This window comes from Comamonas aquatica NBRC 14918 (assembly GCF_000739875.1).
In the GTDB taxonomy this organism is placed as follows: Bacteria; Pseudomonadota; Gammaproteobacteria; order Burkholderiales; family Burkholderiaceae_C; genus Comamonas; species Comamonas aquatica.
Genome location: NZ_BBJR01000038.1, coordinates 48,160 through 73,748, shown reverse-complemented (window position 1 = coordinate 73,748; position 25,589 = coordinate 48,160). Strand labels below are relative to the sequence as shown.

The following is a 25,589-nucleotide window of genomic DNA, read 5'->3' as shown; positions in this document are numbered from 1 at the left end:
CAGGCCGCAGGCCGCTTTGGACCCGTGATCTTCCCTATGTCTTCTTCTTCGATGGCGCCGCCCTCCGTGCTGGCAGCGCCCGCTTTGCTATTGATGGCCGTGGCCTGCGGCCTGTGTGCCGGTGGCAACTACTACAACCAGGCCTTGCTGCATTCGATTGCGCTGCACTTCGGCGTCGACCAGGCCGCCGCCGGCCTGTCGGTGACCGTGGCGCAGGTGGCCTATGCCGTGGGCCTGTTGTGCATCACCCCGCTGGGTGACAAGCTGGAGCGCCGCCGCATGGCCGTGGTGCTGATGCTGCTGGCCGCCGTGGGCCATGCCCTGGTGGGTTGGTCCGGCAGCTTTGCCATGTTCATGCTGGGCACGCTGGTGGCCGGCCTGTTCTCGGTCGCGGCCCAGGTGCTGGTGCCCATGGCGGCGGCACTGGCCGCGCCCGGGCATGCGGGGCACAATGTGGGCCTGGTGCTCAGCGGCTTGCTGGTGGGCATCTTGCTGTCGCGCAGCGTGGCCGGTGGCCTGTCCACCCTGGGTGGCTGGAGCCTGGTGTACCAGGTCACGGCCGTGGCCATGGCCGTGATGGCGCTGTGCATGCGCCGCGTGCTGCCCACCTCGCGCCACCCCCAGCCCCTGCCGTATGCGCAGGTGCTGGCCTCGATGGGGCATCTGTTGCGCACCCAGCCGGCACTGCGCCAGCGCACCCTGGCCAGTGCGCTGGCCTTTGCCGCGGTCAGCGTGATGTTCGCCACCATGGCCCTGGTGCTGTCCAGTGCGCCCTTGCAACTCAGCGATGCGCAGATCGGCCTGGTCGGCCTGGCGGGGGTGACCGGGGCCCTGATCGCCAACCTGGCGGGCAGCTGGGCCGACCAGGACAAAAGCCATGTGCTGCTGCGCCTGGGCGCGGCGCTGCTGCTGCTGTCCTGGCTGCCGCTGTGGTGGGGGCAGGCCAGCGTGGCCTGGTTTGTGGTGGGCGTGCTGCTGATGGACCTGGGCCTGCAGGCCATCAACGTGACCAACCAGTCCAGCGTGGCCAGCCTGCTGCCCGAGGCCCGCAGCCGCATGAATGCGGTCTACATGACCGGCTATTTCGCCGGCGCCTCGGCCGGCTCGGCCCTGGGCGTGTGGGCCTGGAACCTGGCCGGCTGGCAGGGCGCTTGCAGCGTGGGCGCCGGGCTGGCCGCCCTGGCGGGCCTCAGCGTCTGGCGTGGTGTGCGTTGGAGCCAGCGCCAGGCACTGGGTCAGGCCCAGGCCGCCTGAGGGCTGCAGCGGCCCGCACGACTGGCCCCAGGGCCGCTGCGGTCAAGCGTGAGCGTGTCGGGTGGTCATGGGGCCTGGACCAGGTTGGGCACTGCCACGTGCTCGATCCGGTTGCGGCCGTGGTGCTTGGCGGCGTACAGCTGCTGGTCCACCGCATGCAGGAAGTCGGTGTGCAGGGCCGCTTCGTCGGGCACCACCGTGCCCGCACCGATGCTGACGGTCACGCGCCGGCTGAAAGGCGACAGCGCGTGCACGATGGCCTTTTTCTCGATCAGGCGCTGGCAGCGCTCGGCCACCTTGTGCGCGGCGTCGGCGTCGGCGCCGGGCAGCAGCACGACAAACTCCTCACCGCCGTAGCGCGCCACCAGGTCCCGTGGGCCGTCCAGGGCCAGGCTCAGCGTCTGGGCGATATCGATCAGGCAGGCATCGCCCTGGATGTGACCATACAAGTCGTTGTACTGCTTGAAGAAGTCCACGTCGAAGAGCAGCACGGACAAGGGTTGCTGCTCGCGCTGCGCCTGCTCCCAGGCCGCTTCGAAGTGGGCGTCGAAGCTGCGGCGGTTGGCGATGTTGGTCAAGCCGTCCTTGAAGGACAGGACCTCCAGCTCCTTTTGCAGGCTCAGCAGTTTTTCCTCGGTCTTCTTGCGTTCGCTGATGTCGAACATGAAGCCGATCAGGGCCTCCACCTCGCCCTGGGGGTTGCGCACCACGTGCACCACGTCGCGGATCCATACATAGCCGTTGTCCTTGGTCAGCGCCCGGTAGTCTGCCTCGTGGTCCACCCCGCACTGGGACTGGGAGACGCAGAAATTCACCACGCGTTCACGGTCTTCCGGGTGCATGCGCATGGCCCAGTCCTCCACGCTGACCCAGCTGTCGACGCTCCAGCCCAGCAGGGCCTCGATCTGCGGACCGATGTAGCTGAACTTCATCGAGGCCCAGTCGATCTTCCAGGGAATCGCCTGCGTCGATTCCAGCAGGGTCTTGTACACGCCGTCGTTGTTTTCGAAATCACCAGCCTTGGACATACTCATTTCCTCTCCTGATCACCACTGCGCTGTGGGTGTGCGATGTAGCAAGTTGTGTGCGCGGTGGCAGAGCATACCGGGATGCGATGACCAGTCTGTAAGTGCTTGCCCGCTGGTTGACTGCAGTGCCAGGGTAGGGGGGGGCGAACTGCGCAAAAAAATGGCCCCTCAGGGAGGAGCCATTCGTTGGAGGCGCATGCCGGTCAGGCCTTGGCCGCCGCTTCCACGTGCTGGCGCAGGTGGGCCAGGGCTTCTTCCACCTGGTCGACCAGCACCAGGCACAGGTCACCGGGTTGCAGGCGCGCCAGCGCATGGTCGATGGCCAGGAACTCGCCGTGGATCTCCGTGCTGTAGCTGGTGCGGGAGGCTCCCACCAGGCCCTGCTTGAGCAGGGCCAGCACTTCGCCGTCTTCACGGCCGCGCTGGCAGGCATCCTGGTACAGGATCACGTCGTCGAAGGCGGCGCCCAGGATGCGGGTCTGCTCCACGATGTCCTGATCGCGGCGGTCGCCGGCGCCGCTGATCACCACACTGCGGCGCTGCGCCGGCATGCTGGACACGGCCTGGGTCAGCGCGCGGATGGCGTCGGGGTTGTGACCGTAGTCGGCAATGATGGTGGCGCCGCGGTAGTCCATCACATTGAAGCGGCCGGGGGCGTTGGCGCTGTCGTTGTGGAAGCTGGCCAGGCCGCGGCGGATGGTGTCCCAGGGCAGGTCGGCGGCCCAGGCGGCACCGATGGAGGCCATGGCGTTGTCGACCTGGAAGCCGATGCTGCCGTTGCGCGTCAGCGGGATCTCGGCCAGTGCCAGGGTTTCCTTGAAGGCCCCTTCGGCGCAGACGATGTGCTCGCCTTCCACGTACACCACGCGGTTGCCCTGGGCACGGTGCGTGGCCATGATGGGGTGGTGGCGGTCGGCGCCAAAGTAGATCACCTTGCCCAGGCAGACGTTGGCCATGGGCGCCACGTGCGGGTCGATGGCGTTCAGCACCGCATAACCGTTGGGGGCCACGTTCTGCACGATGACGCGCTTGAGCAGCATCACGTCGTCCACGGTGGTGATGAAGTTCATGCCCAGGTGGTCGCCTTCGCCCACGTTGGTGACCACGGCCACCTGGCAGCGGTCGAAGCCCAGGCCTTCGCGCAGGATGCCGCCGCGCGCGCATTCCAGGATGGCGGCGTCGACCTCGGGGTGGGCCAGCACGTTGCGCGCGCTCTTGGGGCCGGAGCAGTCGCCGCTGTCGATCTGGCGGCCGTTGACGTACACACCGTCGGTGTTGGTCATGCCCACGCGCAGGCCTTGCGTGGCGAAGATGTGCGAGATCAGGCGCGTGGTCGTGGTCTTGCCGTTGGTGCCGGTGACGGCGACCACGGGGATGCGGCCATCCTCGCCGGGGCCGAACAGCAGGTCGACCATGGGGACGCCGACGTTGCGCGGCTTGCCGAACGAGGGCGCCAGGTGCATGCGCAGGCCGGGGGCAGCGTTGACCTCGACGATGCCGCCGTTCTGCTCTTCCAGCGGCTTGAGCATGGTTTCGCAGACCACGTCCACGCCGCAGATGTGCAGGCCCACGCAGGCCGCGGCCTCGATGGCGCGGGCGGCGATCTCGGGGTGCACGTCATCGGTCACGTCGGTGGCGCTGCCACCGGTGGACAGGTTGGCGTTGTTGCGCAGCACCACACGTTGGCCCTGGGCGGGGATGGAGTCGGGGGTCAGTCCTTCGGCGGCGATGCGGCCCAGGGCGATGTCGTCCAGGCGGATCTTGGTCAGCGCCGTGCCGTGGCCGGAGCCGCGGCGGGGGTCCAGGTTGACGAGGTCCACCAGCTCGCGGATGGTGTGCTCGCCATCTCCCAGCACCTGGGGCGGGTCGCGGCGGGCGGCCGCCACCAGCTGGTTGCCGACCACCAGCAGGCGGAAGTCGTGACCGGGCAGGAAGCGCTCGACCATGACCACGGTGCCGAACTCCATGGACGTAGCATAGGCCTTGTCCAGCTGCTCGCGGGTGGTGATGTTGACCGTCACGCCCTTGCCCTGGTTGCCGTCCTGGGGTTTGACCACCACGGGCAGGCCCACTTCCAGCGCCACGGCCCAGGCGTCGTCCACGTCCTTCACGGGGCGGCCCATGGGCACGGGCACGCCGGCGGCGTGCAGCAGGCGCTTGGTCAGGTCCTTGTCCTGGGCGATGGTCTCGGCCACGGAGCTGGTCTGGTCGACTTCGGCCGCCTGGAACTTGCGGGCCTTGGAGCCCCAGCCCAGCTGCACCAGGCTGCCGGCCGTGAGGCGGCGGAAGGGAATGCCACGTGCCAGGGCCGCATTGACCAGCGAGCCGGTCGAGGGGCCGACGCGTTCGTCCTCGTCCAGCTCCTGCAGGGCATGGATGGCGGCCTTGGCGTCGAAGGCAGTGTCGTTCAGCGCGGCCTGGATCAGTTCCTCGGCCAGCGCCATGGCGCGCTTGCCCACGGCTTCCTCGGTGTACTCGACCACCACCTGGAAGGTGCCGGGCTCCACCGTGGCGTGGGTGCGGCTGAAAGTGACCTGGCATCCAGCCTGGGCCTGTAGGGCCAGGCCAGCGGCTTCCAGCACGTGGGCCAGGGACAGGGTGTTGTCCATGCCCTGGGCTTGCAGGCTGCCGATGGCTGGGAAGCGGGCGCGCAGCTTGTCTTCGAAGCCGGCGATGCGGGTGAAGTCGGCTTCGTCGGGCGTGCAGTGCACGACGCATTCGATAGCGGTGTTGCGGCTCCAGATGTTGGGGCCACGCAGGGCACGGGTGCGGGAAATTTCCATGGTCTGTCTTTCCGCTAAATTTGGGTCAAATTGGCATTCAACGTAGATCTAGCAAGCGCTGGTAGCTATCTTTTTAATTACAGAGACTGGTAGTCGAAGGTCTTGATGCCGGCGGCGATCAGATCGGGCGTGATGTCCAGCGCACAGGCCGTAGCGATCGCGGCCAGCAGGGCCGGGGTGTCCGGCTCGAAGCCGTTGACGGGGCGCAGCACCTCCAGGGTGCCCAGCACGCGTTCGGAGGTGCCGTGCACCAGCACCACATCGCTGCCGTTGAGCACCACGGCGCGGCCACCGCCTTCGCGGTGGGTAACGACAAGCGGGTGCTTGGGGTCCTGGGTGTAGAACAGCACTTGGCCGTCGCACAGGCGGGCCAGGTCGGCGGCCGGGGCGTCGTCGGCATTCAGCACGCCGGCGCCGTGGCTCAGCACCACGTCGATCTGGGTGCGCAGCACGCGGGTCATCTGGTCGGCTTCGAGCACGTCGTGGTCGGCCAGGCCTTCAAAACCGTCCAGGTCCGTGACCACGCCAACCTGGCAGCGGTCATAGGCCAGGCCTTCTTCGAGAATGGAGCGTGCCGTGGTCTGGATGACCGCGGCTTCGGCCAGGCGATTGACCAGCAGACGGTGTGCGGCATGCCAGTGGGTGTTGTCGCCCTTTTGCGTCAGGCGGCCTTCCAGGAAGGTGCCTTCGCTGCTGGCCACGCCGGTGCGCTTGCCCGACAGCTGCAGCAGCCAGCCCACCAGGCGGGCAATGAAGGCGTTGTGGCGTGTGCCGGCAATGCCGACCACGGGAATGCGGGCGGCCTGGCCTTCGGTGTCACCGTCGGTGGCGGGGAACAGGTGCTCCACGATGGCCTGGCCCACCGGGCGGGACACGCCCACGCTGGGCTTGAGGTGCATCAGCAGGCCGGGGCCGCCGTTGACTTCCAGGATGGCGCCGCCCTGGGTGTGCAGGGGCTGGCGGATGTCCTGGCAGACCAGGTCCACGCCGGCAATGTCCAGGCCCACGACCTTGGCGGACAGGGCCGCCATGTAGGCGACGTCGGGATGCACCTCATCGGTGCAGTCCACGGTGACCACCTTGGCGCGCGGGTTGTTGCGGCCTTCGGGGTACTCGCCGCGCGAGGCGGCCACGACCTTGTCGCCCACCACCAGCAGGCGGTGCACATGGCCTGGGATGTGGCGCTCGACCATCACGTAGCGGGTCAGCTTGCGTGCCTCGTCATAGGCGGCGCGCACTTCGGCTTCGGTTGTGAGGTTCACGCCCACGCCCTGGCCCTTGTTGGAGTTGTAGGGCTTGACCGTCACGGGCAGGCCCATGTAGTCGGCCTCTTCCCAGGCGTGGTCGGCGGACTTCACCAGCTCCCAGTCGGGCACGGGCACGCCGCAGGCCTTGAGCAGTTGCTTGCTCAGGTCCTTGTCCTCGGCGATGCCGAAGCCGATGGCGCTGGTCTTGTCGGTCTCGGTGCTCCAGATGCGGCGCTGCGCGGCGCCATACCCCAGTTGTACGAGGTTGCCGTCGTTCAGGCGGATGAAGGGGATGCGGCGCGTTGCGGCCGCATTCACGATGCTGGCGGTGCTGGGGCCGAGGTAGCGGTTCTCGATCTCGGCCTTGATGGCCTGCACGGCGGCGGGCACGTCGAAGGGCTGGTTGTTGATCGCGGCCATGATCAGGCCGTGGCCCTGGCGCAGGGCCACGTGGGCCACCGATTCCTCGGGGCAGCGGAACACCATGCGGTAGACGCCGTGCTGCGAGACGCTGCGCGTCTGGCCGAACTCGGCCGGCATGCCGGCCATGTTCAGCAGCTCGATGATGGTGTGCTCCAGCACATGGCCGCACCAGGTGCCTTCGGTCAGGCGCTCCAGAAACCCGCCCCGGTGGCCGACGCCGCAGTGGTGCTCGATCAGGCCGGGCAGCCAGGTCGTCAGGCGTTCGGTGAAGCCTTCGATCTTGTTGGAGGGGTAATCTTCAAGTTCACCAAGGTCCAGCCACACTTCAAGCACTGGACGGTATGTCCAGACGCTGGGGCCACGCAGGTAGGTGGTACGAAGCAGTTGGATGTCTTTGAATGTCGCCATGGATGTCAGCGTTGGTGTGGAGGCTGGGGTCAAAGGCCACAGTCTGAAAAAGAGAGGACCATCGTGTGCGGGAGGCAAAACCGGGGCTGCTTGTCAGCCAAACTCGCTCTTGCTGCGTTGAAAGGTGCAGCTCCTACTCGGAGACCACGTGTTCTTGCAGAGAATACGCTATGTCCCACCCCTTTGGCAGCTTGGCCAACGCAGGGTTCTAACGATTCAACATGCAACATCACCATCCTGTAGACGCTTCCAGTGTCTTCAATGACCCTTTGGGGGCTGAATTGCGGGCGCAGCTCGCACCCCATGAGAACGTCCAAGCCGCACTGTCGGTTGACTTGACGGTGTCGCTGCGCTTTGCGCAGGGGCTGCTGGTGCTGACGGATCAGCAGATTGTCGGCAAGAGCGCGGACGGCGACTGGCAGCGCTGGCCGCTGACGGCGGACCTGACGCTGCGCTTCATTGACCACGCTGGCGTGGGCACACTGGAGCTGCACAACCCCCAGCAACGCCTGGCCCTGTGGCGCTTCACCCTGGGCCAGCAGGCCCAGGCGCTGCGCTTTCTGCAGCGCTTCGAGCAATTCCGCGAAGCCCTGGTGGCCGGTGACATCCGCCAGGCCCTGGTGCCGGTCGAGGAAAACCGCTGCCCCGTGTGCAGCGAAATCCTGCCCCCGGACAGCGACGAATGCCCGGCCTGTGCCCGCCAGGCGGGCCCCAAGGCCTCGACCTGGGTGTTGCTGCGCATCGGCCGTTTCGCCAAGCCCTACCAGGGCCTGCTGATCTGGGGCTTCGTGCTGACCCTGCTGTCGACGGCGGCCACGCTGGTGCCGCCGTACCTGACCATCCCCATCATGGATGACATCCTCATCCCCTACCAGAAGAGCGGTCAGCCGATTGATCCCTACCTGGTGGCGCTGTACCTGGGCGGCCTGCTGCTGTCGGCCCTGCTGGCCTGGGGCCTGGGCTGGGCGCGCACCTGGGTGATGGCCAAGGTGTCGGAACGGATTGGTGCCGACATGCGCACCACCACCTATGCCCACATGATGAAGCAATCGCTGGAGTATTTCGGCGGCAAGCGCACCGGGGACCTGATGAGCCGCATCAGCGCCGACACGGACCGCATCAACATGTTCCTGTCGCTGTACGCGCTGGATTTCGTGACCGATGTGATCATGATCCTGATGACGGCCGTCATCCTGGCGTCCATCAACCCCTGGCTGGCCCTGGTGACACTGGTGCCGCTGCCCTTCATCGCCTGGTTGATCCAGAAGGTGCGCGGACGCCTGAGCGTGGGCTTTGACCGCATCAGCCGGGTCTGGGCCGATGTGACCAACGTGCTGTCGGACACCATTCCCGGCGTGCGCGTGGTCAAGGCCTTTGCCCAGGAAGAGCGCGAGATCGAGCGTTTCCGCCTGGCGAACGTGCACAACCTGGAAGCCAACGACCGCGTGAACAAGGTCTGGTCACTGTTCTCCCCGACCGTGGGGCTGATGACGGAAATCGGCCTGCTGGTGGTCTGGGGCTTTGGCATATGGCTGGTGGCCCAGGACCAGATCACCGTGGGTGTGCTGTCGGCCTTCATCGCCTACATCGGGCGCTTCTACGTGCGCCTGGACTCGATGAGCCGGATTGTGAACATCACGCAAAAGGCCGCCGCGGGTGCCAAGCGCATCTTCGACGTGCTGGACCAGGTCAGCAGCGTGCCCGAACCGGTCAACCCCGTGCCCCTGCCGCAGCCTGTGCAGGGCCGCATCAGCATGCATGACATCGGTTTCCGCTATGGCAGCCGTCAGGTCATCCGCAGCCTGAACCTGGACATCCAGCCGGGCGAGATGATCGGTCTGGTGGGCCACAGTGGCTCGGGTAAGAGCACCCTGGTCAACCTGATCAACCGTTTCTACGACGTGACCGAGGGCAGCATCCAGCTCGACGGCATCGACATCCGTCGCCTGGCGGTGTCCGACTACCGCAGCCAGATCGGTCTGGTGCTGCAGGAGCCCTTCCTGTTCTTTGGCACGGTGGCGGAGAACATCGCCTACGGCAAACCCCATGCCACGCGCGCCGAGATCGTGGCGGCGGCCCGCGCCGCCCATGCGCACGAGTTCATCCTGCGCCTGCCGCACGGCTATGACTCGGTCGTGGGCGAGCGTGGCCAGGGCCTGTCGGGTGGCGAACGTCAGCGCATCAGCATTGCGCGCGCCCTGCTGATCAACCCGCGCCTGCTGATCCTGGACGAGGCCACCTCGGCCGTGGACACCGAAACCGAAAAGGAAATCCAGAAAGCCCTGGACAACCTGGTGCAGGGCCGCACCACGATCGCGATCGCTCACCGTCTGTCGACGCTGCGCAAGGCCAGCCGCCTGGTGGTCATGGACCGCGGCGAGATCGTCGAAGTCGGCCCGCACGAGGAGCTGATGGCGGCCAAGGGGGCCTACTGGCGTCTGTACGAGGCCCAGGCGCGCCGCGCCGAGGAAGATGCCCAGGCCGCAGGCCTGGTGGTGACACAACAGGAGAGTGCCCGATGAGCCCCGAAATCCGTCTGGAGCGCAACCGCCATGGGCGGCTGTGCGTGCAACTTGCCGACGGCACCCGGCACGACACGGTGACCCCGGTGCGGGCCTTCCCCCTGGAGGCGCCGCTGGAAGCGATTTCCCTGGTGGGCCCGGATGGCAAAGAGGTCTGCTGGATCGAGCACCTGGACCACCTGCCGGCCGACCAGCGCGCGCTGCTGGAGGAAGACTTTGCCGTGCGCGAGTTCGTGCCCGTGGTGCAGCGCATCGAGGCCATTGATGCCATCTCCGTGCCCAGCGTCTGGACGGTCATGACCGACAAGGGGCGCACCACGCTGACGCTGCGGGCCGAAGAAGACATCCGCAAGCTCAAGGACCAGCACCAGTTGCTGATCGCCAGCCGGGATGGCGTGCAGTACCTGATTCCGGACGCCCGCCAGCTGGACCGGCAGTCGCACAAATTCCTGGAGCTGTTCCTGTAACGGCGGCGGCGACCAGCGGTTCCGACGAGCGGCAGTCAAAAAGTTGAAAAATTTCCTAAATTTTCACCACAAGCTGCCGATAGAACAGTCGGAACCTGTTTTTGTCGCCGCTTTTATTCCGTGAATCGAGGGCCTCGCCATGTCAATACCACCTGTAGAACGTACTCCCATCCAGTGGACCAACACCCAGGGTGCCAATCTGTACTCCACAGGTGCGTCGGGACCGGCGGCGGTGCGTCCCGTGCACGCGGTGAATGCCGTGGAGTCCGCGGACAAGCTGGGTGAGGGCGTGACCGTCACCATCAAGAGTCCGGAAAAGCCCTCGGACAAGAGCCTGGAAGACCGCGACTGGACCGAGGTGCAGGAGAAGAAGGTCAAGGAAGAAGAGCAGGAGCCGCCCAAGGAGCCCATCTACAAGCAGCTGATCGAGCACATCCAGTCGATGTGGCGCGCCAGCGCGATGGCGGTGGAAGCGGCCCAGGAAGCGCAGAAGACCGACCAGCAGGAGCGCAACATGCTGCAGGTGCGCACCGAGCCACTGACCTACGCCGAGCCCAAGGTCAAGCGCACCGGCGGTCTGTAAGCACCCCAGCGTCCACCCCATTAGCCACCGTCAGGTGGCTTTTTCATGGCTGCGCCAGTCAGGGTGTGGCGTTGGCGATGCCGCTGCGCACATGGCCCGCAGGCACGTGGGCGCTGGCTGACTGGACATGGCCGGTCTGGTCGTCGAAGAAGAAGTCCGGTGCGAATTCGCGCAGGAACTCCCCCTTGGGCAGGCCACCGAGGAACATGGCCTCATCCACTTCGATCTGCCAGTCCATCAGCGTGCGGATGGCGCGCTCGTGCGCGGGCGCGCTGCGGGCCGTGACCAGGGCCGTGCGCAGGCGCATGCCGCCGGTCTCGCCCCCCTGGGCGGCCTGCTGCAGGCGGTGCAAGGCCGCCAGCAGGGGCTTGAAGGGGCCGTCGGGCAGGGGTTGCGCCACGTGCTCGACCTCGTGGCGCAGGAAGGCATCCAGCCCTTCGGCCTGGTAGACGCGCTCGGCCTCGTCGGAGAACAGCACCGCATCGCCGTCGAAGGCGATGCGCACTTCCTGCGGGTGGGCGCTGCTGGCGCCGGCCGATTCCGTCAGCACGCGGGCGGCGGGGTAGCCCAGGTTCAGCGCCTGGGTCACATCGGCCGCGTTGGCCGACAGAAACAGGTGGGCGCCCAGCGGGCGCAGGTAGCCGAACGGGTCGCGCCCCTGCGTGAACACGCCGCGCTGGATGCTGTCCAGACCATGGGCCTTGGCGCTGCGGAACACGCGCATGCCGCTGACCGGGTCGTTGCGTGACAGCACCACCACTTCGACCCGCCGCCGGTCGCCCTGGTTGAAGGCCAGCAGCTTGCGCACCAGGGGCAGGGCCACGCCCGGCGGCGCAGGCAGGTCCAGCCGCTCGCGCTGCAGTTGCTGGTAGGCGCCCGGGTCCTGGTTGAAGACCTGGTTCTCCTCTTCAAAGTTGAACAGGGCGCGCGAGGAGATGGCAACAACCAGTTGGTCGTGGAGGCTGACGGCCATGTGGGATCAGTCGGTGTAGGCAGGCATGGCCACCATGGTAGCGGGGAATGTCCGGCGCCGGCCGGCAAGCCGCTCCAGGGCCGGGCCTCAGGCCGTGGCCAGTTCGGCCTCGTTGAGCGCGAGGGCGCGCAAGGACGCCGGACGGTCCAGCAGCGGCAGGCTGTAGGCGCTGAACTCGGGCAGCGGCGGCAGCAGCTTCATCGTGTGCCCCCAGCGCAGGTAGCTGACCATCAGCAGGTCGGCCGCCGTGAACTGGTCGCCGCACAGGTAGCGCCGTCCAGCCACGGCCTGGCGCCGCGTTTCCACCACGTCCTCCAGGCGCCCGTAGCCGGCCATGGAGGCGTGTTCGGGCGTCTGGTCGGCCAGGTGGCCCAGGTGCTGCGCAGTCAGCGCGGCATCGGCAGGCCCCGCCAGGTAGAACATCCAGCGGAAATGGCTGCCGCACAGCGCGCTGCCCGGGGCGGGGGCCAGTTGCTGCTCGGGAAACAGCTCGGCCTGGTAGGCCACGATGGCGGCCGTTTCGGTGATGACGGTGTCGCCGTGCAGCAGCGTGAGCACCTTGCCCATGGGGTTGAGGGCCAGGTAGCCTGGCGACTTCATGTCGGCACCGAATTCCAGCCGCGTCAGGGCGTAGCGGGCGCCGCATGCCTCCAGCATCCAGCGCACCATGGCGGCGCGCGAATGGGGGTGGAAGAACAGGTGCAGGGCAGGGGCGCGAGGTGTCATGACAGAGGGGCAACACATGGCAACAGCGCCATGGCCGCGACTGTAGGCAGGCCTGCTGACAGTTTCTGTCAGCAGCGCAGCGCGGCCGTGGTGGCGTGAAAGGTGCCCGGGCCGCCCTGCCATGGGCGCAGGTTGGCCGCTGCGGCGGCCCGCGCCGGGGGCATGTGGCGCGGCCGTGTCAGCAGCGGTCGGTGCGGCTGCACAACTGGCGCGACCAGCGCTCGATCAGGTGGGCACGGGGTTCCGGGTAGCGCTCGGACAGCGCCGTGACCGAGCGCACGCGGTCGGCGCGGAAGTGCCGGAAATCCTGGCGCAGCTCGCACCAGGCGGCCAGCACGCGGTGGCGGTCAAAGAAGGCCATGGCAAACGGCCAGATGCAGCGCTCGCTGGGCTGGCCCTTTTCATCGCGGTAGTGCAGCACGATCTTGCGCTGGTGACGGATAGCGTGGCGCAGCGGCGTCTGCCTGGGCTCGGTTGGGGCGTCGGCCCGGTCCATGGCGGGCACCAGCAGCCCGCTGGTGTCCACCTCGATGCGCAGCCCCAGCGGCAAGGCGCTGCGCACGCGGTCCAGCGCGGTCTGGGCGGCCTGGGCCAGTGCGGGGTCGGCCTGCTGGCTGGCCCAGCGTGCGCCCAGCAGCAGGGCCTCCAGCTCATCGGGGGTGAACATCAGCGGCGGCAGCACAAAGCCCGGGCGCATCTCGTAGCCCATGCCGGGTTCGCCGGCAATCGCCGCGCCCTGCTCGCGCAGCGTGGCAATGTCGCGGTACAGGGTGCGCAGGCTGATGCCCAGCGCCTGGGCCAGGGCCGGCCCGGTCTGTGGCTGGCGCGCGCGGCGCAACTGGTCCAGCAGCTGCAGCAGGCGGGCGGAGCGGCTCATTGCGGGGCGCTGAAGGGGCGTCAGCCCGCCAGGGCCTGGGCGCTGATTTCCAAGCTGCGCAGGCGCAGCGCGGGGCTGTGGATGTCGGTGACCAGGATCAGCTCGTCCGCCTCGGTGCTCTGCTGGATCTGTGCAAAGCCCTGGCGCACGGTCTCGGGGCCGCCGACCACGGCCAGCGCCAGGAAGTCCTGGATGGCGGCCTGCTCGCGCGGGCCCAGCTGCTGCAGGAAGCCTTCGACGGGCAGGGGCAGCTTGCCGCGCTGGCCGGTCAGGATGCCCAGCACACGCTGCTGGGTGCTGGTGGCCAGGAACTGCGCCTCGGCATCGGTGGGGGCGGCCACCACGGGCACGCCGACCATGACATACGGCTTGTCCAGCACGGCGGAGGGGCGGAACAGCTGGCGGTACAGCCCGATCGCCTGGTGCAGGAAGCGCGGCGCAAAGTGCGAGGCGAAGGCGTAGGGCAGGCCCTTCATGGCGGCCAGCTGGGCGGAATACAGGCTGGAGCCCAGCAGCCATATGGGAATGTGGGTGTCGCTGCCGGGGGTGGCGCTGATGCGCGCGTTCGGGTCGGCCGGGCCCAGCAGGCGCTGCAGCTCGGCCACGTCGCGTGGGAAGTCCTCCTCGGACTCGACACGGTCCCGGCGCAGGGCGCGCATGGTGGCACCGTCCGTGCCGGGCGCGCGGCCCAGGCCCAGGTCGATGCGGCCCGGGTACAGCTCGGCCAGGGTGCCGAAGGCTTCGGCCACGACCAGCGGCGGGTGGTTGGGCAGCATGATGCCGCCCGAGCCGACGCGGATGCGCGTGGTCTGGCCGGCGATGTGGCCGATCAGCACCGCCGTGGCGGAGCTGGCGATGCCCGGCATGTTGTGGTGCTCGGCCAGCCAGTAGCGGGCAAAGCCCAGGGCCTCGGCCTTTTGTGCGGTTTGCACGGCAATGTCCAGTGCCTGGCGCACCGTGCCGCCTTCGCGCACGGCCACCAGGTCCAGCATGGACAGGCGCGGTATCTTGAAATGCATGGGGAACTCCACTCTTCAAACCGAAGCGTTCAGCGCAGGCTGCAGGCGGATTTCAAATGGAAAAGCATCGGAAATCCGCAGAAAACCAGCGCTGTCAGCTCACTTTTTGTTGTCTTTGCGCAGGGCCACGGCATTCTTGCTGATGATGGCCACGGCCACTGCCCAGACGATGGCGACCACGGCGATGCCCCAGTGCTGCTCGCCCATTTCCATGGCGATGATGGTCAGCGGCAGGGCAATCAGCGCACCCAGTCGGATGAAGCGCTGCAGCGTGAAGCTGCTGAGCCGCTGCTTGTACAGCTGCAGGCCCACCACGCTGGCCACGGCCAGCACGCTGATGTAGAGGAAGACGTCGCCACCGTAGGGGGTGGCCCAGGTACGCAGGGATTCAAACATGCGTTCATTGTGCAGCTTGCGCATGACCCCGGTGCCGGCAGGTTATGCGGCACCGGCTGCCGCCCTAGCGGCTGCGGGTGCGCGGGCGCGGCGGCTAGAAGCTGAAGGCCTCCTGGTGCACGTCGATGTCGATCTCGGTCACGCGCTGCTGCATCTGGGCCTGGGCGTCGGCCACGCCCTGGTTGTAGGCCAGCGGGGCGATCTCTGCCAGGAAGAACTTCAGCAGGCCTGCGGCGGCGACATTGCCGATGGGCTCGTCCATGTGTTCGCGGAAATAGCGTTCGATGGAGGCCACGGCCTGCTGTTGCGTGGTGTCGGGCAAGGTGATCGGCATGGGGTGGACAGGGTTCAGCGTTGCAGGGTCCGCACGGTGGTCGCCATGCCGGCCAGCGGCAGGCGCAGCCATTCGCCGAAGGCGGGGGCGGGCAGGGTCCAGTCCTGGGCGCGGGGCTGGGCATGGCCGTATTGCAGCAGCCACTGCACGCAGCGGATCACGCCGGCGTGCGTGACCCAGACCACGTCGCGCTGGCCGTGCCGGCTGTCCTGCGCCCAGCTGTGCCGCAAGGCGCTGGACACGCGCTGCAGCATGGCGGCCAGGCTTTCGCCGCCACCGGGGGCGGTGTGGTACAGGTCCTGGCCCCAGGCGTCCAGCTCGGGGCGGGCGATGGTGCTCCAGGCCTGGCCTTCCCAGTGGCCGAAGTGCATTTCCTGCAGGCGCGCATCGGGCACCAAAAGTGCCTCCGGCGCTTGCAGGGCGTGGGCCAGCTGCTCACACCTTTGCAGGGGCGAATGGCGCACGACGGCCTGCCGCGGCAGCGCCGCGCCGGCGCCCAGGGCGGCCTGCAGGGTGTGCTGCGGGTCGGCCGGCACATCCAGCTGGCCGTAGCAGACGCCGGGGGCAATCAGCGGTTGGGCGTGGCGCAGCAGCCAGAGGGCGGGGGCGGCCATGGCTCAGAGCACGTACTGGGCCAGCAACAGGCCCGCGACCAGGTACATGGCCAGTTCGCACAGCTGCTGGGTGGCGCCCAGGCAGTCGCCCGTCATGCCGCCCAGGCGGCGCTGGAAGCGCCAGCCCAGGTACGCAGTGACCACGGCCCCCGTCAGCAGCAGCGCCAGCACGGTGGCCTGGCCCAGGTAGACGTACACCGCCGCCAGCGCCGGCAGGCACCACAGCAGCCCGGTCAGCACGCCGCCCCAGCCCAGCGGGCTGCCCGCGATGTGCAGGGTTTTGGAGGCGTCCGGCTTGCTCACGTGCGCCAGGGTGCGCATCAGCACCAGCGGCGCGGCGCGCGACAGCACGTGCACGCAGCACAGCAGCAGGGCCGCGGCGGCCACGTCGATCTGCACCAGCAAGGCCACGAACACCACCTTGGCCAGCAGGCCCAGGCACAGCGCCATGGCGCCATAGGCGCCCAGGCGCGAATCCTTCATCACTTCCAGCGCCCGCTCGGCGGGCAGGTGGCCGCCCAGGCCATCGGCCACATCGGCCAGCCCGTCTTCGTGAAAGCCGCCCGTCACGCACAGCGTGGCCGCCGTGCTTAGCACCGCCGCCACCCAGGGCAGCATGGGGTGCGTGGCCAGGGCGTAATGGCAGGCCAGCACCACGGCGGCGGCGACCAGGCCGACCAGCCAGCCCACGCCGGGCAGGTGGCCGGCACTGGCGCGCTGCAGGGCCGGGCTCCAGCCCACCCAGGTCGCCAGGCGGCCGGTCACGGGGATGCGGCTGAAGAACTGGAGGGCCAGCAGGAAGTGGCGCAGAGGCTGCATGAAAGGTATGAAAAGTAGAGCTGCTGGCGCTTGCTGCATGAGCGCCAAGTGCCAAAAACATGCCCAATCCGCAGGCGGCGCCGGTGGGCGGGGGCCTACGGGGCCGTGCGCCGGCGGGCGGGGTGGTGGTTGCCCCACCGGAGCCCGCCCCGCCCGGGGCGCGTTACTTCAGGAACAGCTGGTAGGCCGGGTTGTCGGTTTCCTCCACCCAGGGGTAGCCCAGCTGCTTGAGGAAGGCGTCGAACTTCTTGCTGTCCTTGGCCGGCACCTGCATGCCAACCAGGATGCGGCCATAGTCCGCGCCCTGGTTGCGGTAGTGGAACAGCGAGATGTTCCAGGTCGGCGCCATCAGGCTCAGGAACTTGAACAGGGCGCCGGGGCGCTCGGGGAAGACGAAGCGCAGCAGGCGTTCGTCCTGCGCCAGGGGCGAATGGCCGCCGACCATGTGGCGCAGGTGTTCCTTGGCCATTTCGTCGAAGGTCAGGTCCAGCGCCTCGAAACCGTGCTTGTGGAAGTTCTTGGTGATCTTCTCGGACTCACCCTTGGTCGGCGTGGTCAGGCCGACGAAGACATGGGCCTTGTTCTGGTGGCTGATGCGGTAATTGAACTCGGTCACGCTGCGTGGGCCGCCGGGCAGCTTGCCCACCACCTCGCAAAAGCGCTTGAAGCTGCCGCGCTCCTCGGGGATGGTCACGGCGAACAGGGCTTCGCGCTCCTCGCCCACCTCGGCGCGTTCGGCCACAAAGCGCAGGCGGTCGAAGTTCATGTTGGCGCCGCACAGGATGGCGGCGTAGGTCTCGCCCTTGGTCTTGTGCTTGGCCACGTACTGCTTGATGGCGGCCACGGCCAGGGCGCCCGAGGGCTCGACGATGGAGCGTGTGTCGACAAAGATGTCCTTGATGGCGGCGCAGACGGCGTCGGTGTCGACCACCACATAGTCGTCCACCAGGTCCTTGGCGATGCGGAAGGTCTCCTCGCCCACCAGCTTCACGGCCGTGCCGTCGGCAAACAGACCCACGTCGGGCAGTTCCACGCGCTCGCCGGACTGCACGGACTGCAGCATGGCGTTGGAGTCCTTGGTGTGCACGCCGATGACCTTGATCTCGGGGCGCACGGCCTTGATGTAGTTGGCCACGCCGCTGATCAGGCCGCCGCCGCCAATCGCCACGAACACCGCATCCAGGCGCGGGCTGCCCAGCTTTTGCAGCTGGCTCAGCATTTCCATGGCGATGGTGCCCTGGCCGGCGATCACGTCCGGATCGTCAAACGGGTGGACAAAGGTCAGGCCTTCGGTCTTTTGCAGCTTGACGGCGTGCTTGTAGGCGTCGGAGTAGCTGTCGCCGGCCAGCACCACCTCGCCGCCCAGGGCCTGGACGGCATCGATCTTGACCTGGGGTGTGGTCGTGGGCATCACGATCACCGAGCGGCAGCCCAGCTTCTTGGCCCCCAGGGCCACGCCCTGGGCGTGGTTGCCGGCCGACGCGCAGATCACGCCGCGCTGCAGCTGCTCGGGCGACAGGTTGGCCATCTTGTTGTAGGCGCCCCGCAGCTTGAAGCTGAACACGGGCTGCTGGTCCTCGCGCTTCAGCAGCACCTTGTTGTGCAGGCGGCGGCTGAGGTTCTTGGCGGGTTCCAGGTCCGACTCCACGGCCACGTCGTAGACACGGGCCGTCAGGATCTTGGTCAGGTAGTCAAAGGGGGTGAGGTGCTTGGTAGTGGTCATATGCGGCAAACCAGGTCTGGCGCGGGCATGAGTGCCGGGCCATTCCAAGGGGGTCCATCATAGGCATTCACCCTGGGGCACGTCATGACGGAGCTGGATGACAGGCATCGCCAGGCAAAAAAAAAGCCCCAAACCGAGGGGCTTGGGGCTGAATCCACCGTTAGAGGAGGTGGAGGAGACAACTGGTGCGCTACAGTAGACCACGCCACTGTGGGCATCGCGGGTGAAAACCTCGGCGATCCAACGCATGGCGGGCATTGTAGCATTGGATAATGCTGCGTTGCAACAAGATTTCAGGGTTTTCTGAACATTCAGGTTTGCGTGCTGCAATTCTGTTGGGCGGAACACCCCACTCAATGACTGCGTGAAGCAAGGAGAAAATGGACATGGAATGCACAGTCAGCTGGACCGGCGCGGCAGGAACCCGCTCGGGCATGGGCTTTATCGCGGAAACCGGCAGCGGCCACGTGCTGGCCATGGATGGTGCGCCCGATGAGCGCACTCCGGCCAATGGCGGGCAGAACCTGGCGCCGCGCCCGATGGAGGCCTTGCTGGCCGGTACCGGCGGTTGCACGGCCTACGACGTGGTGCTGATCCTCAAGCGCGGCCGGCACGACGTGCGCGGCTGTTCCGTCAAGCTGCAGGCCGAGCGGGCCGAGGTGGAGCCCAAGGTGTTCACCAAAATCAATATGCACTTCACCGTGACCGGCAAGGCCTTGCCCGCTGCCGCCGTGGAGCGCGCGATCGCCATGAGCCACGAGAAATACTGCTCGGCCAGCATCATGCTGGGCAAAACCGCGGAGATCACCACCAGCTTTGAGGTGCTGGAAGCCTGAAGGCGTTGCACGCGCTGAATGACGATAAAAAGCGCCAAGTTGGCGCTTTTTTTGTTGCATCGTCGGTGTATTCGGTTGGTGTCAGTGACGGATTGATTCCGGTGGGGTGGTGCAGTTCGGGCGAGACGGGTCCCCGCGCTGCATCGAAAAAGTGCATGTGGTCATGCTTCGATGCGGCATCGATGTGAGCGCAAGCTTTCTGGTGGTGATTGGCTGTCTTGCGTACTCAGAGAAGTGTCGCGAGCGTTTGAGCCAAGTGACATTGCGAGGTCGCCCGCACCCTCGCTCATTTTGTTGCTGATGAGCAACAAAACCACGCAAAAATGGCACCCAAGAGGGGATTTGCTTTGCGCAAGGGGTTCCAGTCTGGTGCAATAAGCCCAACTTCCCCACCAGGAGGTTGGCGCGCCCCGCAGTGTCTGATGCGTATCAAAAGACGCAACAAAGAACAGACACCAAGCTGCGAACGTGCCCTCTACAAACCTTGGAGTAAATCGATATGAAGAAATCTCTGATCGCCCTGGCCGCAGTTGCTGCTTCCGGCGCCGCTTTCGCTCAATCTTCCGTGACCGTGTTCGGTATTGTTGACGCTGCTGTGACCGTTTATGACGGTAAGGACACTGTGTCCGGTCTGGGTAACAGCGGTAACTCTTCCTCGCGTCTGGGTTTCCGCGGCGTGGAAGATCTGGGCAACGGTCTGAAGGCTCAGTTCTGGCTGGAAGGCGCGATCGCTAACGACGACGGCACTGGTGCTGGCGGCGGCGCTACAGGCCCCGGCTTCGAATTCAAGCGTCGTTCGACCATCAGCCTGTTGAGCAACTACGGCGAACTGCGTCTGGGTCGTTCGACCACTGCAGCTTACGATGCAGTGAGCCGCTATGACAACTTCGGTACCGTGGGTGTTGGTGCTAGTCGCGTCTGGAGCACTGGTGGCTACGATGTGCGTCGTAGCAACATGCTGGGTTACTACTCTAATGACTTCAGCGGCTTCAAGTTTGCCCTGAACTATGCCTTCGGTGAGCAAACTGCAGGTGCACGTGATGGCTCCTACCTGGGTGGTTCGGCAACATATGACAACGGTCCTTTGAGCGTTGGTTTCGGTGCAGAAAAGTTCCGTCGCAGCAGCGTTGCTGGCGTTACTCCAGTCGCTGACGACATCACTGCCTACGGCCTGGGCGCTTCGTACAACTTTGGTGTGGTCAAGCTGGCTGGTGCTTACCTGAATCAAGAAAACAAGGTGCTTGGTGGTGCCAAGGTGGATCGTGACCACTTCCTGTTGGCATTGTCGGCACCTGTGGGCGCTGCTGGTGAAGCCAAGCTGTCTTACAACCGCTACAACCAAGATGTGGCCGGTGGGACCGATCTGAAGGCTGACCAGTTCGCTCTGGGCTATGTGCACAACCTGTCCAAGCGCACTGCTGTGTACGGCACTTACGCTTTCCTGAAGAACAAAAACAACGGCAGCGGCTTCACTCTGGGTGGCGCTGGCCTGACACTGCCTGCTGTGGACGCTGGCGGCAAGATCCAAGCCTTCCAAGTTGGCGTGCGCCACGCTTTCTAATATGAAGCTGAGCTAGCCTCAGTTTTGTTTAGATAAAAAAGCCAGCCTTCGGGCTGGCTTTTTGTATTTGTGTGCGCCAAATCACGGGGAAAACGAGCGTGGTTTTCGTGCGAAAAGAAGAAATCGAACGATTGTGCTTTTCTAGAATGGACTTGCATCCTGAATCGAATATTCACTTCAAGGAGACAAGCAGATGCAAAAGAAAATCGTCGCGGTGGCTGCTACTGTGTTGTGTGCAAGTGCCATGCCTGTCATGGCCCAGGCAACGGGTGCCAGCAAAGTGGAACTGTGGGGGATTGTGGATGCTGCCGTGCGCCACACCACCAACGAGGGGGCGGATAAAGGAAGTCTGACCAAGATGGTGGGCGGCGGTATGTCACAAAGCCGCTGGGGATTGAATGTTGAGGAAGACCTTGGTGGGGGAAGTAAGGCACTGGCCCACCTGGAGCATCGCTTTAACGCAGACACTGGTGCCAAAGATGTCACGGCGCCATTTTTTCAGTTGGCCTATGTGGGTTTGCAAGGTCCTTATGGTCGCTTGACGATGGGGCGACAGTGGAACGTGCTATTTGATGTGGTGACTTCCACTTATGCGTCCTTTCCTTACTCTCCCTATATGGATGCCTACAAGCCTGAGTTGGGGATGGCTGCAGGTGCTCGTACCAGCAATGCACTGAAGTACACCCTCGCAACTCCCTCGCGCAATTGGGTCGGGACCGTGCAGTATTCATTTGCGGAAGGCAATGACAACACGGATGCTGTGCGAAATGTGGGGCTTGGAATGCTGGGCTTGCCTGCAGCAACTCCGCTGACTGGAGGGAATAAAGCAGTTATTGATAATGCTGTCGCTGCAGCCTCCGGCAGCACCACGCCGAATGCTTTGACGACGGCGGCAGGCGGAATCGCTGCAGGAGCGCTGAAGACCATGGGTGGCTTTCTGCGTTATTCCGAAAATGGAATTTCCGTGGGCGGCGGCTTCTTGCGGACGGAGTTGCCTGGTGGCTCGGACCTGGACGCCTTGACTTTTGGCGGTTCTTACCGCTCAGGACCCCTGTATGTCAATTTGGGTTATGGCCAGAACAAGGTGAAGTGGAAGTCTGCTGGTACGCCGACTACGGTCGGGGCCTATGTCGGAGCTTTAGCGAATCGTCTGGTGGACCAGGCCATCATCAACAGCATGTGGCAAGGCCAGACCAATGGCGGCTTCCAGGTTGGGGATGCTGACAAGCGGCAGATGATCAAGGTCGGGTTTGGCTATCAAGTCACACCGCAGATCAATGCAGGCATGCACTATTTCCATGCCAAGCAGTCGGGCTCGACCTCGGGGGGGTATGACGGCAAAGCGCATTTCATGGTGGCAGCGGTGGATTACGCTTTTAGCAAGCGTACCGATGCGTATGTAGCGATTGACCATACCAAGCTTTCGAATGGAGAAAGCAAACTCTTTATCGATGCTGACAGCAAGGCCCGCAGCCGCACAGGCTTTACCGTGGGTCTGCGCCATCGCTTCTGATGGTCTGAGGCTTGCGCCCGAAACCGGCAGCCATGCCGGTTTTTTTGTGCCTGCCAAGGTCTGAGGGTAGCGTCGACGGATTGGTCATCGGCTATGAAAAACAAAGCTGCAGGCGATGGTGCAGCCTTGAATTCAAAGCGCTTTGTTTTTGAAAGTAAGGAATTGCAGGTGCAGCATGCTCATCTTTTTGGGGTAAGCCGCGACCACTTCAGATGTCATAGCGCTTTTGTTGCAACTGGTTTTGCAAGTTTTGCAGGTTGTGCGCCAGGCCGTCGCCCATTTTCAAGGCCACGGCCGTGGCCAGAATGTCGATGATCAGCAGGTGCAGCAGGCGCGAGGCCATGGGGCTGTAGAGATCGGAGCCCTCCAAGTTGTCGGCCGCCAGCAGGATGTGGCTGGAGTCCGACAGCGGGGTGTGGCTGGAAGTGATGGCGATGACCGTGGCGCCCTGGTGGCGGGCAATGTGGGCCACGTCCACCAGCTCCCGCGTGCGTCCGGAGTTGGAGATGACGATCAGGCAGTCGCCGGAGCGCAGCATGGTGGCGCCCATGGTCTGGATGTGGGTGTCGCTGGTGGCTTGGCTGCTGATGCCGAGGCGAAAGAACTTGTGCTGTGCATCCTGGGCCACCACGCCGGAGTTGCCCACGCCGTAAATCTCCAGGCGCTGCTTGCGCTGCCAGGTGCTGGTGATGGCGTTCACCGCCTGCTCGATGGCGGCGGGATTGGCGGCGTTGCGGTACTGCAGGAAGGCGGCGACGGAGTTGTCGATCACCTTGACCAGGACATCGGAGGTCTTGTCATCCACATTCACGCTGCGGTGCACAAAGGGCACGCCTTCGGCGACATTGCCGGCCAGCTTGAGCTTGAAATCCGCCAGTCCGTCATAGCCCATGCTGCGGCAAAAGCGCACCACCGTGGGTTTGCTGACATGGGCCCGCTCCGCCAGTTCGCGCACCGGCAGACGTGCAAAGCGGTGGGGGTCTTCCAGCACCAATTTCCCGACCCGCTGCTCCGCAGGTGCGAGCGAAGGCAAAGAGGCAGAAATCCGGTCCAGCATGCAAACAGTCCTTGTGTGGTGGCGCGCAGTGCACCAAAAGCTGCGATTTTCCGCCACTTGCAACAAACCATCGTGCCTTGGGTCATTGTGACAGGCGGATGTCTGTGAGGCCGGCACTACACTTGGGGTTTGGCGATGCGTTCCCCCGTACGAACACCAGGAAAACAGCAGAGACAAGATGAACCAGCTCGAACAACTGAAGCAGTACACCACCGTGGTGGCGGATACCGGCAACTTTCAACAATTGGCGCAGTTCCGCCCCCGGGACGCCACCACCAATCCGTCGCTGATATTGAAGGCGGTCCAGCAGCCCACGTACCAGCCGCTGCTGGCTGAGACCGTGCAGCGCTTTTCCCAGGCCGACCTGGCGGAGGTGATTGACCGCCTGCTGGTGCGTTTTGGCTGTGAAATCCTGTCGGTGGTGCCCGGCCGTGTCTCCACCGAGGTGGACGCGCGCTTGTCCTTCGACACGGCGGACACGGTGGTGCGTGCGGAACGGCTGATCGAGCTGTACCAGGCGGCCGGGGTGCACATTGACCGGGTGCTGATCAAGATCGCCGCCACCTGGGAAGGGATCGAGGCGGCGCGCCAGCTGGAGCTGCGCGGCATCCACACCAACCTGACCTTGCTGTTTTCCAAGGTCCAGGCCATTGCCTGCGGGCAGGCCAAGGTGCAATTGATTTCGCCCTTTGTGGGGCGCATCTATGATTGGTACAAGAAGCAGGCCGGTGCGCAGTGGGATGAGGCGGCGATGGCCGGCGCGAACGATCCCGGGGTGCGCTCCGTGCGGGCCATCTATGACTATTACAAGCACTTTGGGATTGCCACCGAAGTCATGGGCGCCAGCTTTCGCAATACCGGGCAGATTGTGGCGCTGGCCGGCTGTGACCTGCTGACGATTGCCCCCGAGCTGCTGGAGCAACTGAGCCAGAGCACGGCGCCGGTCGCGCGCGCACTGGATGCCCAGCAGGCAGGGCATGCCGAGCTGCAACCCGTGCACTACGACGAAGCCGGTTTTCGCTACGCACTCAACGAAGACGCCATGGCCACGGAAAAGCTGGCCGAAGGCATTCGTGCCTTTGCCGTCGACACCTCCAAACTGGAACAACTGATCCGCGCGCACTGAGCGCGTCGAACACGACCCCGCCCAGTGGAGATGGGCGGTGGAGATGGGGCGCAAAGCCGTAGGCAGTACTTCCGTACGACCAGGCGCCGCGACGACGTCTCCAGGGTGGTGTTGGCAGCTCAACGTATCACATTCACACACCGGGCCTCGCCAGGTCCGGTCACCGGAAACCTCATTCATGCATTCAGCCGTTATCAGTGGCACGGGTTTGTTTCAGCCCCCCTACACCATCACCAATGCGGAGCTGGTCGAGGCCTTCAATCGCTACGTGGACCTGGACAATACCCGCCACGCCGCAGACATCGAGTCCGGCGCACGTGCACCGCTGCAGCACTCCAGCGTCGAGTTCATCGAGAAGGCCTCCGGCATTCAACGCCGCTACGTGATGGAGAAATCCGGTGTGCTCGACCCCCAGCGCATGCACCCGCGCTTTGCGGAGCGTGCCGACGATCAACTCTCGCTGATGGCCGAGATCGCGGTGGATGCGGCCCGCCAGGCCTTGCAGCAGGCCGGAAAAACCGGTGCCGATGTCGACATGGTGCTGTGCGCGGCGTCGAACATGCAGCGCGCCTATCCTGCGATGGCGATCGAGATCCAGCATGCCCTGGGCGCGGGGGGCTATGGCTTCGACATGAACGTGGCCTGCTCGTCCGCCACCTTTGCCCTGGAGCAGGCGGTCAATGCCGTGCGCAGCGGCAGCGCGCGCTGCGTGCTGGTGGTCAATCCCGAGATCACCTCGGCCCACCTGGAGTGGAAGGACCGCGACTGCCACTTCATCTTTGGCGACGTGTGCACGGCCATCGTCATCGAGCGTGCCGACACGGCCACCGCGGCTGATGTCTGGGAGGTGCAGGGCACGCGCCTGGCGACCCAGTTCTCCAACAACATCCGCAACAATTTCGGTTTCATGAACCGCAGCGAAGACAGCGATCCGCAGGCACGCGACAAGACGTTCCGCCAGGAAGGGCGCAAAGTCTTCAAGGAAGTGGTGCCGACTGCGGCAGCGCACATCGAGGCCCATTTGGCGCAACTGGGCCATGACCCTGCGGGCGTGCGCCGTTTCTGGCTGCACCAGGCCAATCTGGGCATGAACCAGCTGGTGCTGAAAAAGCTGGTGGGCGAAGCCAGTGAAGACCGCGCGCCCCTGATCCTGAACGAATTTGCCAACACGGCGTCGGCCGGCTCCATCATCGCCTTCCACCAGCACCGCCAGGACCTGGTGGCGGGCGACCTGGGGGTGATCTGTTCATTTGGTGCCGGCTATTCGGTGGGCAGCGTGGTGGTGCGCAAGCGTTGATGA

22 protein-coding genes are annotated in these 25,589 nt (G+C 65.4%); 9 read left to right on the top strand and 13 right to left on the bottom strand.

The genetic code is table 11. The annotated features are described in order from the left end of the window. The first annotated feature begins 36 nt into the window (after window positions 1-36). On the top strand, window positions 37-1,254 hold the full coding sequence (locus tag CA2_RS07625) for an MFS transporter (RefSeq protein ID WP_042414809.1): 1,218 nt from the start codon (window positions 37-39) through the stop codon (window positions 1,252-1,254). A gap of 65 nt (window positions 1,255-1,319) precedes the next feature. Here the strand turns inward: CA2_RS07625 and CA2_RS07620 are convergent, their stop codons facing one another. From CA2_RS07620 to CA2_RS07610, 3 genes are all read right to left on the bottom strand, one after another. Then, a complete protein-coding gene (locus CA2_RS07620) occupies window positions 1,320-2,282 on the bottom strand; it encodes a GGDEF domain-containing protein (protein ID WP_042414806.1) in 963 nt (320 codons plus the stop codon). A gap of 203 nt (window positions 2,283-2,485) precedes the next feature. After that, window positions 2,486-5,065, bottom strand: a complete 2,580-nt coding sequence (cphA, locus tag CA2_RS07615; protein WP_042414802.1) for a cyanophycin synthetase — start codon at window positions 5,063-5,065, stop codon at window positions 2,486-2,488. A gap of 77 nt (window positions 5,066-5,142) precedes the next feature. Next, window positions 5,143-7,143, bottom strand: coding sequence for a cyanophycin synthetase family protein (locus tag CA2_RS07610; RefSeq protein WP_042414799.1), 2,001 nt, complete (start codon window positions 7,141-7,143; stop codon window positions 5,143-5,145). A gap of 221 nt (window positions 7,144-7,364) precedes the next feature. Between CA2_RS07610 and CA2_RS07605 the strand changes: the two genes are divergently transcribed. From CA2_RS07605 to CA2_RS07595, 3 genes are all read left to right on the top strand, one after another. Continuing rightward, window positions 7,365-9,665, top strand: coding sequence for a cyanophycin metabolism-associated ABC transporter (locus tag CA2_RS07605; protein WP_042414798.1), 2,301 nt, complete (start codon window positions 7,365-7,367; stop codon window positions 9,663-9,665). Beyond that, on the top strand, window positions 9,662-10,132 hold the full coding sequence (locus tag CA2_RS07600; protein ID WP_042414794.1) for a cyanophycin metabolism-associated DUF1854 family protein: 471 nt from the start codon (window positions 9,662-9,664) through the stop codon (window positions 10,130-10,132). The genes CA2_RS07605 and CA2_RS07600 overlap by 4 nt, the downstream gene beginning before the upstream one ends. 139 nt (window positions 10,133-10,271) lie before the next feature. Continuing rightward, the gene (locus tag CA2_RS07595; RefSeq protein WP_042414790.1) at window positions 10,272-10,715 is read left to right on the top strand and encodes a hypothetical protein; all 444 of its coding nucleotides are present in this window, start codon (window positions 10,272-10,274) and stop codon (window positions 10,713-10,715) included. A gap of 58 nt (window positions 10,716-10,773) precedes the next feature. On the opposite strand, the gene CA2_RS07590 is transcribed toward CA2_RS07595, so the two are convergent. From CA2_RS07590 to ilvA, 9 genes are all read right to left on the bottom strand, one after another. Further along, complete coding sequence (locus CA2_RS07590; RefSeq protein ID WP_042414787.1) at window positions 10,774-11,688, bottom strand: 5'-nucleotidase; 915 nt, start codon at window positions 11,686-11,688, stop codon at window positions 10,774-10,776. An 87-nt stretch (window positions 11,689-11,775) separates the two neighbouring features. Beyond that, window positions 11,776-12,414, bottom strand: coding sequence for a glutathione S-transferase family protein (locus tag CA2_RS07585; protein WP_042414784.1), 639 nt, complete (start codon window positions 12,412-12,414; stop codon window positions 11,776-11,778). A gap of 178 nt (window positions 12,415-12,592) precedes the next feature. Next, window positions 12,593-13,291 (bottom strand): helix-turn-helix transcriptional regulator, encoded by a 699-nt coding sequence (locus tag CA2_RS07580; protein WP_042414781.1) that lies wholly within the window; start codon window positions 13,289-13,291, stop codon window positions 12,593-12,595. A gap of 20 nt (window positions 13,292-13,311) precedes the next feature. Continuing rightward, on the bottom strand, window positions 13,312-14,310 hold the full coding sequence (locus tag CA2_RS07575) for an LLM class flavin-dependent oxidoreductase (RefSeq protein WP_042414779.1): 999 nt from the start codon (window positions 14,308-14,310) through the stop codon (window positions 13,312-13,314). Between the two features lie 99 nt (window positions 14,311-14,409). After that, window positions 14,410-14,706, bottom strand: a complete 297-nt coding sequence (locus CA2_RS07570; protein WP_042414940.1) for a hypothetical protein — start codon at window positions 14,704-14,706, stop codon at window positions 14,410-14,412. A 94-nt stretch (window positions 14,707-14,800) separates the two neighbouring features. After that, complete coding sequence (locus CA2_RS07565) at window positions 14,801-15,040, bottom strand: DUF2164 domain-containing protein (RefSeq protein ID WP_042414777.1); 240 nt, start codon at window positions 15,038-15,040, stop codon at window positions 14,801-14,803. Window positions 15,041-15,054: 14 nt separating this feature from the next. Continuing rightward, the gene (locus CA2_RS07560) at window positions 15,055-15,654 is read right to left on the bottom strand and encodes a histidine phosphatase family protein (protein WP_042414775.1); all 600 of its coding nucleotides are present in this window, start codon (window positions 15,652-15,654) and stop codon (window positions 15,055-15,057) included. Between the two features lie 3 nt (window positions 15,655-15,657). Continuing rightward, complete coding sequence (locus tag CA2_RS07555) at window positions 15,658-16,473, bottom strand: adenosylcobinamide-GDP ribazoletransferase (protein ID WP_042414773.1); 816 nt, start codon at window positions 16,471-16,473, stop codon at window positions 15,658-15,660. 163 nt (window positions 16,474-16,636) lie between these two features. Continuing rightward, entirely contained in the window at window positions 16,637-18,196 is a 1,560-nt protein-coding gene (gene ilvA / locus CA2_RS07550) for a threonine ammonia-lyase, biosynthetic (protein ID WP_042414771.1), read from the bottom strand. A gap of 386 nt (window positions 18,197-18,582) precedes the next feature. Between ilvA and CA2_RS07545 the strand changes: the two genes are divergently transcribed. From CA2_RS07545 to CA2_RS07535, 3 genes are all read left to right on the top strand, one after another. Beyond that, window positions 18,583-19,032: an OsmC family protein gene (locus tag CA2_RS07545; protein ID WP_042414768.1), complete on the top strand. Its 450-nt coding sequence runs from the start codon at window positions 18,583-18,585 to the stop codon at window positions 19,030-19,032. A gap of 499 nt (window positions 19,033-19,531) precedes the next feature. Continuing rightward, window positions 19,532-20,593 carry a porin gene (locus tag CA2_RS07540; protein WP_042414766.1) on the top strand — a complete coding sequence of 354 codons (1,062 nt, stop codon included), beginning with the start codon at window positions 19,532-19,534 and terminating at the stop codon, window positions 20,591-20,593. A 193-nt stretch (window positions 20,594-20,786) separates the two neighbouring features. Continuing rightward, window positions 20,787-22,106: a porin gene (locus CA2_RS07535; RefSeq protein ID WP_042414763.1), complete on the top strand. Its 1,320-nt coding sequence runs from the start codon at window positions 20,787-20,789 to the stop codon at window positions 22,104-22,106. A 208-nt stretch (window positions 22,107-22,314) separates the two neighbouring features. Here CA2_RS07535 and CA2_RS07530 read toward each other — a convergent pair whose 3' ends face one another. Beyond that, on the bottom strand, window positions 22,315-23,163 hold the full coding sequence (locus CA2_RS07530) for a MurR/RpiR family transcriptional regulator (protein ID WP_042414752.1): 849 nt from the start codon (window positions 23,161-23,163) through the stop codon (window positions 22,315-22,317). A 178-nt stretch (window positions 23,164-23,341) separates the two neighbouring features. On the opposite strand from CA2_RS07530, the gene tal reads away from it, so the two are divergent. Both tal and CA2_RS07520 read left to right on the top strand, forming a co-directional pair. Next, window positions 23,342-24,289 carry a transaldolase gene (tal, locus tag CA2_RS07525; protein WP_042414749.1) on the top strand — a complete coding sequence of 316 codons (948 nt, stop codon included), beginning with the start codon at window positions 23,342-23,344 and terminating at the stop codon, window positions 24,287-24,289. 178 nt (window positions 24,290-24,467) lie between these two features. Continuing rightward, window positions 24,468-25,586, top strand: coding sequence for a beta-ketoacyl-ACP synthase III (locus tag CA2_RS07520; RefSeq protein WP_042414747.1), 1,119 nt, complete (start codon window positions 24,468-24,470; stop codon window positions 25,584-25,586). Window positions 25,587-25,589 lie beyond the last annotated feature (3 nt).